This window comes from Mycobacterium sp. (assembly GCF_050701675.1).
Classification (GTDB): Bacteria; Actinomycetota; Actinomycetes; order Mycobacteriales; family Mycobacteriaceae; genus Mycobacterium.
Genome location: NZ_JBOGDD010001239.1, coordinates 1 through 7,807 on the forward strand (window position 1 = coordinate 1; position 7,807 = coordinate 7,807).

9 protein-coding genes are annotated in these 7,807 nt (G+C 66.0%); 4 read left to right on the forward strand and 5 right to left on the reverse strand.

Annotated features, from left to right (window positions below; genetic code table 11):
- From ACRDUX_RS38385 to ACRDUX_RS38400, 4 genes are all read right to left on the reverse strand, one after another.
- The coding region (locus tag ACRDUX_RS38385) for a MaoC family dehydratase (RefSeq protein WP_526422382.1) at positions 1 to 759 on the reverse strand (759 nt) is incomplete at its 3' end.
- Complete coding sequence (gene fadE29, locus ACRDUX_RS38390) at positions 756 to 1,919, reverse strand: acyl-CoA dehydrogenase FadE29 (protein ID WP_526422384.1); 1,164 nt, start codon at positions 1,917 to 1,919, stop codon at positions 756 to 758. The genes fadE29 and ACRDUX_RS38385, both read right to left, overlap by 4 nt.
- A complete protein-coding gene (locus ACRDUX_RS38395) occupies positions 1,919 to 2,941 on the reverse strand; it encodes an acyl-CoA dehydrogenase family protein (RefSeq protein ID WP_526422386.1) in 1,023 nt (340 codons plus the stop codon). Before ACRDUX_RS38395 ends, fadE29 begins: the two co-directional genes overlap by 1 nt.
- Before the next feature lie 37 nt (positions 2,942 to 2,978).
- Positions 2,979 to 4,220 carry a cytochrome P450 gene (locus ACRDUX_RS38400; protein ID WP_526422388.1) on the reverse strand — a complete coding sequence of 414 codons (1,242 nt, stop codon included), beginning with the start codon at positions 4,218 to 4,220 and terminating at the stop codon, positions 2,979 to 2,981.
- A 133-nt stretch (positions 4,221 to 4,353) separates the two neighbouring features.
- Here ACRDUX_RS38400 and ACRDUX_RS38405 point away from each other — a divergent pair, with 133 nt between their 5' ends.
- The 4 genes from ACRDUX_RS38405 to ACRDUX_RS38420 are packed head-to-tail and all read left to right on the forward strand — an operon-like array spanning position 4,354 to position 6,859.
- Complete coding sequence (locus ACRDUX_RS38405) at positions 4,354 to 5,517, forward strand: steroid 3-ketoacyl-CoA thiolase (RefSeq protein ID WP_526422390.1); 1,164 nt, start codon at positions 4,354 to 4,356, stop codon at positions 5,515 to 5,517.
- Entirely contained in the window at positions 5,517 to 5,900 is a 384-nt protein-coding gene (locus ACRDUX_RS38410) for a DUF8021 domain-containing protein (RefSeq protein ID WP_526422392.1), read from the forward strand. Before ACRDUX_RS38405 ends, ACRDUX_RS38410 begins: the two co-directional genes overlap by 1 nt.
- Positions 5,901 to 5,909: 9 nt before the next feature.
- Complete coding sequence (locus ACRDUX_RS38415) at positions 5,910 to 6,365, forward strand: nitroreductase family deazaflavin-dependent oxidoreductase (protein WP_526422394.1); 456 nt, start codon at positions 5,910 to 5,912, stop codon at positions 6,363 to 6,365.
- Between the two features lie 38 nt (positions 6,366 to 6,403).
- Positions 6,404 to 6,859 carry a nitroreductase family deazaflavin-dependent oxidoreductase gene (locus ACRDUX_RS38420; protein WP_526422396.1) on the forward strand — a complete coding sequence of 152 codons (456 nt, stop codon included), beginning with the start codon at positions 6,404 to 6,406 and terminating at the stop codon, positions 6,857 to 6,859.
- Positions 6,860 to 6,865: 6 nt separating this feature from the next.
- On the opposite strand, the gene ACRDUX_RS38425 is transcribed toward ACRDUX_RS38420, so the two are convergent.
- Entirely contained in the window at positions 6,866 to 7,771 is a 906-nt protein-coding gene (locus ACRDUX_RS38425) for an SDR family oxidoreductase (protein ID WP_526422398.1), read from the reverse strand.
- Between the last annotated feature and the right edge of the window lie 36 nt (positions 7,772 to 7,807).

Here is a 7,807-nt window from a genome sequence, read left to right on the forward strand (position 1 = left end):
GAACACCGCGCCCCTGCCACTGGCGACCTGGTATTCGGTCTCGATGTCCTTGTCGAGCCAGAGCGCAGGCACCGGCGGGTGCTGCAATGTGCCGTCCGTCCGCTTCTGGAGGCGCAGTTCGTGCGCGTTGACGCCGTCCCAGAAGAACTTGGTGTCCTTGGACGACGCCGGACGCATCGCGTTGTCGGCATCCAGATCGTCGGGCACCGAGGAGACGGACTCCTCGGCGCCGTCCTTGTCGCGCGGGATGAACTTCATGATGCGCCACATCATCTCGGCGACTGGATCTTCCACGTCATCACCGCAATACCACGTGATCCGCTGCGTGATGAAGAACGCCTCGCCAAGCGCAGTCTGCTTGGGACCGACCACGTCGGTCAGTTCGGCGGCGACACTGACCTCCTCGCCGGGACGAAGGTAGCGGTGGTAGGTCTGCTCACAGTTGGTCGCGACGACACCGATATATCCTGCGTCATCGAACAATTCGAGGATCTTGCCCAACGGATCGTCGTCGGGACGGACGCCGCCGAGGCCCATCATCGTCCAGACCTGGATCATCGCGGGCGGTGCCACGATACCGGGATGACCCGCGGCCTTCGCCGCCGCCTCGTCGACGTAGATCGGATTCTTGTCGCCGACGGCGTCGAGCCAGTGGTCGATCATCGGCTGGTTGACCGGGTGGCGTCCGACGCGGGGTTTGCTTCGTCCCTCGGCCTTGACCCGTTCGGCTGCGGCCTGGATGTCGCTGACGCCCGTCACCTGGGGACCCTCGGCACCTTCAGGCCGGACGCCGCGATCATCTCGCGCATCACCTCGTTGACGCCGCCACCGAAGGTGATGACCAGATTGCGCTTGGTCTGGCTGTCGAGCCACCCAAGCAGTTCCGCTGTCTCGGGGTCGGCCGGGTTGCCATGCGCGCCGACGATCTCCTCGGCCAGCCGTCCGGCGTACTGAATGCGTTCGGTGCCAAACACCTTGGTGGCAGCGGCGTCCGCCACGTCGATGGTTTCGCCGCCGGCCGCCACCTGCCAGTTGAGTAACTCATTGATGCGCCACATCGCCTTGAGCTCACCGAGCGAACGCTTGACGTCGTCGTGGTCCAGGGGGGTGTCGCCATTGCTGCCGGGCTTGGACGCCCAGGCGTGGATTCGGTCGTACAGAGCCGCGACCCGGCCCGCCGGACCGAGCATCACCCGTTCGTTGTTGAGCTGTGTCGTGATCAGCCGCCAGCCGGCGTTCTCCTCGCCGACGAGCATGTCGGCGGGCACTCGCACGTCGTTGTAGTACGTGGCGTTCGTGTGGTGCGCGCCGTCGGACAGGATCATCGGCGTCCACGAATACCCAGGATCCTTGGTATCGACGATGAGGATCGAAATACCCTTGTGCTTAACGGCTTCCGGGTCGGTGCGGACGGCCAGCCAGATGTAGTCGGCGTCGTGTCCACCAGTGGTGAAGACCTTCTGGCCGTTCACGACGTACTCGTCGCCGTGGCGCACCGCGGTGGTCCGCAGCGAGGCCAGGTCGGTGCCAGCCTCTGGCTCGGTGTATCCGATCGCGAAGTGCACCTCGCCGGCCAGGATGCCCGGCAGGAACTTCTTCTTCTGCACCTCACTGCCGTACTGCTGCAGCGTGGGTCCGACGGTCTGCAACGTCACCGCTGGCAGCGGCACGTCGGCCCGCTGCGCCTCGTTGACGAAGATCGACTGCTCGATGGGACCGAAACCCAAGCCGCCGAACTCCTTCGGCCAGCCGACGCCGAGCTTGCCATCGGAGCCCATCCGCTTGATGATCGCCCGATAGGCCTGGTTGTGCCGGTCGGACTCCATCGCCTTGGCTTCCTCGGGCGAGATGAGTGTCGAGAAGTATTGCCGCAGTTCGGCTTGCAGCTGGCGCTGCTCCGGAGTCAGTTCGATGTACATTACGCTCCCGCCAACGTCGAGGCCCCGACAAGATCCAGCCGATGTGAAGGACCGCCGAGAAGTCGGGTCAGGTCCTTGATCGTGGAGTAGTAGCGGTCCATCGGGTAGGTGATGTCCATGCCCATGCCGCCGTGCAGATGGTGGCAGAGCTGCATCGCCGGGGGCGCCTGCGAGGTCACCCAGTACCCGAGTACGTCGAGATCCTCGGCGGCGTCCCGGCCCTCGGCCAGCCGCCAGACCACCGACGTTGCTGCCAAAGCGATTGTGCGCGAGGCGATGTAGACCTCTGCGAGCTGGGCGGCAACGGTCTGGAACGTCGAAAGCGGCTTGCCGAACTGCTCGCGGTTCGCGACGTAGTCGGCGGTGAGCCGGAGCGCGCCCGCCACTAGCCCGGCCGCGTAAGCGCCCGTCGCTGCGAGCACCAACTGGTTGACCCGGTATGGCTGAGCGCCCGCGAGCACGTCAGAGTCGGGCACCGTCACGCCGTCGAACGTCACCACGTACTCATCGGAGTGGTTGGACGTCGGGGTCTTCGTCAACGTCACCCCGTCGGCCCTTGGTGACACGACGACGACACCTTTGTCGGTGCTGACGAGGATCCAATCCGCTTGCTCGGCATACGGAACCCCGACCTTGGTGCCCGAGAGCTTCCCTCCGGAGAGCGCAGTGATGGGCCGCTCCGGCAGCGAGTTGCCTGGCTCGTTGAGCGCCGCTGTCAGCACGTCCCCTTTGGCAACCCCGGCCAGGAAGCGGTCCTGCTGCTCGTCGGACGCCAGGTCCAACAGCGGCACCAGCCCGAGCCCGAGCGTCGCCAGTGCAGGGCCGCCGGTGCCGTGCCGACCGATCTCGGTCAGCGCCGTGGTGATCTCAGCCAGTCCCAGCCCGTCACCGCCGAGCCGTTCCGGAACGCCGAACGCGATGACGCCGCCGGCGACCAGCGCATCCCAGCTGTTGTCCCGCTCCAGCGCGGACGTCACCACGTCGGCGACGGCCTGCTGCCCTTCGTCTGGACTGAAGTCCACCCGAATCCTCCTTGATTCCTGGGGTTTCGACCGCTAGCTAGGCGGAGGCGCCGGTGTAGTCGACCTGCCAGTGTTTGATCCCGTTGAGCCAACCCGACCGTAGCCGTTCGGGCTCGCCGATGGGCTTCAGATCGGGCATGTGGTCGGCGACCGCGTTGAAGATCAGGTTGATGGTCATCCGGGCCAGGTTCGCACCGATGCAGAAGTGGGCACCCGAGCCGCCGAACCCGACGTGCGGGTTCGGGTCACGGAGGACGTCAAAGATGTGAGGCGTGTCAAAAACGTCGTCGTCGAAGTTCGCCGAGCGGTACGACAGCACCAGCCGCTGGCCCTTCTTGATCTGCACGCCGGAGAGTTCGACGTCCTCGAGCGCGGTGCGCTGGAACGCCGACACCGGCGTGGCCCAGCGGACGATTTCGTCGGCCGCCGTCGACGGGCGTTCCCTCTTGTAGAGCTCCCACTGGTCCGGGTTGTCCGCGAGCGCGATCATGCCGTGGGTGATCGAGTTGCGGGTGGTCTCGTTGCCCGCCACGGCGAGCATGATGACGAAGAAGCCGAACTCGTCGTCGGTGAGCTTCTCTCCGTCGATGTCGGCCTGGATCAGCGTCGTGACGATGTCGTCGGTCGGGTTCTTGCCCCGCTCGTCGGCCATGGCCATCGCGTACATGATCAGTTCCATCGACGACTGCGCCGGGTCCACGTCGGCGTACTCCGGGTCTTCACCGGCGGTCATCTCGTTGGACCAGCGGAACAACTTGTCGCGGTCCTCCTGCGGAACACCTAGCAGGCCGGCGATGGCCTGTAGCGGCAGCTCGCACGACACCTGCTCGACGAAGTCACCGCCGCCCTCGGCCGCGGCGGTCTTGACGATGTTCTGGGCGCGCTGGGCGAGCTCCTCCTCGAGCCGACCGATGGCGCGCGGAGTGAAGCCACGGGAGATGATCTTGCGCAACCGGGTGTGCTGCGGCGCGTCCATGTTGAGCAGCACCGCACGCTGCAGATCGATCGCCTCGCGCGTCATGCCGTCTGGCCAGACCGGAATCGCACCGTCGGGTGAGCTACCGAAGACATCACTGCGGCGCGACACCTCCTTGACGTCAGCGTGCTTGGCCACCAGCCAGTAGCCCTTGTCTCCGAAGCCTCCGGTGCCGCCGGGAACGTCGACCCAGTGGATGGGCTCGGTCTTGCGCAGCTCAGCCAGCTCGGCCACTGGCAGGCGCTCGAGATTCAGGGCCGAGTCCAGGAAGTCGAACCCAGCGGGAAGATTGGGGGGTGTCATAAGGGACGAGCTCCTCTTCAACAACAAGAATGCAACGTGTTCTAGTTCCAGTAAAACATGCCTTCACTGCAGATCAAAGGCGTGGCAGCATCGCAGCTTGTCAGACTTATGAAACGTGTTCTAGCCTGGCGGAATGGGTAACCCTGTCATTGTCGAAGCCACTCGCAGCCCGATCGGGAAGCGCAACGGATGGCTCTCCGGCCTACACGCGACCGAGCTCCTAGGTGCCGTCCAGAAGGCCCTGGTGGAGAAGGCCGGCATCGACGCCGGCGACGTCGAGCAGCTGATCGGGGGCTGCGTCACGCAGTTCGGCGAACAGTCCAACAACATCACCCGCGTGGGCTGGCTGACGGCGGGTCTGCCCGAGCACGTCGGCGCCACCACCGTGGACTGCCAGTGCGGCAGTGCGCAGCAGGCCAATCACCTGGTCGCCGGACTGATCGCCGGCGGGGCGATCGACATCGGCATCGCGTGTGGCATCGAGGCCATGAGCCGGGTCGGCCTTGGCGCCAACGCAGGCCCGGACCGCTCCATCATTCGCGCGTCGTCGTGGGACGTCGACCTGCCCGACCAGTTCACCGCCGCCGAACGGATCGCCAAGCGGCGCGGCATCACCCGCGAGGAGATCGACGCGTTCGGCTTCGCCTCGCAGCAGAAGGCCAAGATCGCCTGGGCCGAGGGCCGGTTCGATCGGGAGATCTCGCCGATCGTCGCGCCGGTGCTCGACGAGAACAAGCGCCCGACGTCAGAACTCGCACCCGTCACCCGCGATCAGGGCCTGCGCGACACCACCCTCGAGGGGCTGGCCCAGCTGAAGCCCGTGATGGAGGGCGGAATCCACACCGCGGGAACGTCATCGCAGATCTCCGACGGTGCGGCCGCGGTGCTGTGGATGGACGAGGACAAGGCAAGGGCCCTCGGATTCAAGCCGAGGGCTCGAATCGTCAGCCAGGCCAACGTAGGTTCGGAGGCGTACTACCACCTCGACGGCCCGGTGCAGTCGACGGCCAAGGTGCTGGAGAAGGCCGGGATGAAGATGGGCGACATCGACGTCGTCGAGATCAACGAAGCCTTCGCATCGGTGGTGCTGTCCTGGGCTCGCGTGCACGAACCGGACATGGACCGCGTCAACGTCAACGGCGGTGCGATCGCGCTCGGCCACCCGGTGGGCAGCACCGGAGCGCGCCTCATCACGACCGCGCTGCACGAGCTGGAGCGCACTGACAAGAGCACCGCGCTAATCACGATGTGCGCGGGCGGTGCTCTTTCCACCGGCACCATCATCGAGCGAATCTAGTGACGGCACCACAGGTCACGGACACCGATCGCATCGCCGCCGCACAGGCTTACATCGATGCCTTGGTCAGTCACGACGCCAGCGCCGTCCCTTTCGCACCGGGCTGCACTCGCATCGAAGTGGGGCTCAAGACCGGATTCTCGGGAGCCCATCTGCGCCGCAGTTTGAACGGCGGCCTTCAGTACCGGGTGATCCGCGCGACCACCGCGCCCGAGTTCACCGTCGTCGGCGAATCCGTCCGCGCCAAGTTCGACCTGGTGACGAAGCCGTCCATCGGTGGCCGACGGGTCGGTGCCCACATCGACGAGACGTTCGTCATCCGCGCTGACGGCCAGATCCACCACATCCGGGCCGACATCCGGCCGTTCCTCCACGTGGATTAGGTTGCGCAGATGGCAGGCAAGAGACCGAAGTACATGGACACGGCGTTCGGCGACTTCGCCGTCAAGTGGATGTCACGCATCAACACGTTCTTCTACCGCCGCAGCAACGGATCGGGCCTCGGCGGCAACTTCCAGGGCATTCCCGTCGCCCTGCTGACCACCACGGGCCGCAAGTCCGGCGAGCCGCGCGACAGCCCGCTCTACTTTCACCGCGACGGGGACAAGGTCATCGTCGCGGCGTCCAAGGGCGGCAGCGACAAACATCCGATGTGGTACCTGAACTTGAGGGACAATCCGAACGTCAAGGTCCAGATCAAGGACGAAACCCTGCAGCTGACCGCACGCGAGGCCACCGAGGCCGAGCGCGAGCTCTACTGGCCCAGGCTCGTCGCGATGTATCCCCCCTACGAGGATTATCAGTCCTGGACCGAACGCAAGATCCCGTTGGTGGTCTGCGAACCCTGACGGGTTTGCGGCAGGTCGGTCCCGGATATCTAGGGTCCATGGCCGGTCCGTCCGAACGCATCCGCAACTCGCGGGTGCTGGCCGTTGCGCTGAAGTACTTCTCGAGAGTGCACATCGCCGTGTACCAGCGCACCAACGGCAGGCTGGGCGCCAAGCTCCTGTGGTTTCCGGTGGCGCTGCTCACCACGACCGGCCGCAAGTCGGGCAGCCCGAGGACGACGGCCACGCTGTGCCTGCGCGACGGCGCGAGGGTGGTCGTCCCCGCCTCCTTCGGGGGCAGAGAGGGCAACCCGCTGTGGTACCTGAATCTGAAGACGAATCCGGCTGTGCAGGTGCAGGTTCGCGACGAGCACCTGACGATGGCGGCCCGCGACGCCACTGACGAGGAGCGCAGGCGCTACTGGCCCGTGCTGATCAAGATGTACCCGCCGTACAAGGGTTACCGCGACGCCGCCGACCGTGTCATTCCGCTGGTGGTGTGCGAACCGGCTTGACCATCCCTAGGCCCCGAAGACCGGCAACGGTGTCCTGGACCTGGCAAGCAGATCGGTGACGACGGGCCCGAGTTCGGCTGGATCCCAGCGTGCGCCCTTGTCCGCCTGCGCGCCGCGGGCCCAGCCCTCGGCGACCCGGATGATGCCACCCTCGACCTCGAACACCTTGCCCGTGACGTCGCGCGATTCCGCGCTGCCCAACCACACCACCAACGGTGAGATGTTCTCCGGCGCCATGGCGTCGAACGCGGCCTCCTGCGTCGACATCATGTCGGCGAAGACCGTCTCCGTCATCCGGGTGCGGGCTGACGGAGCGATGGCGTTGACGGTGACGCCGTAGCGGCCCATCTCGGCCGCGGCCACCAGCGTCAGGCCCGCGATGCCCGCCTTGGCGGCGCTGTAATTACCTTGTCCCACACTGCCTTGCAGGCCCGCGCCGGAGCTGGTGTTGATGATGCGCGCGTCGACCGCCTTGCCTTCCTTGGACTGCGCACGCCAATGGGCACCTGCGTGCCTGATCGTTGCGAAGTGTCCCTTGAGGTGCACGGCAACGACGGCGTCGAACTCCTCTTCGCTGGTGTTGGCCACCATTCTGTCGCGGACGATGCCGGCGTTGTTCACCAGCACGTCGAGCCCGCCGAACTCCTCGACCGCGGTTCGGATCAGCCCTTCGGCCTGTGTCCAGTCGGCGACGTTCGCACCGCTGGCGACGGCTTCGCCACCGGCTGCGGTGATCTCGTCGACGACGCCCTGGGCTGCGCTGCCGCCGCCTGCGGGTGAACCGTCGAGACCGACGCCGATGTCGTTGACCACGACGCGGGCGCCCTCGTCGGCGAAGGCCAGCGCATGCGCGCGCCCGATTCCGCCTCCTGATCCCGTGACGATGACCACCCGGCCGTCAAGCAAGCCCATTTCCGTTGTCTCCTAATTTATTTCGGCGTACTGAGT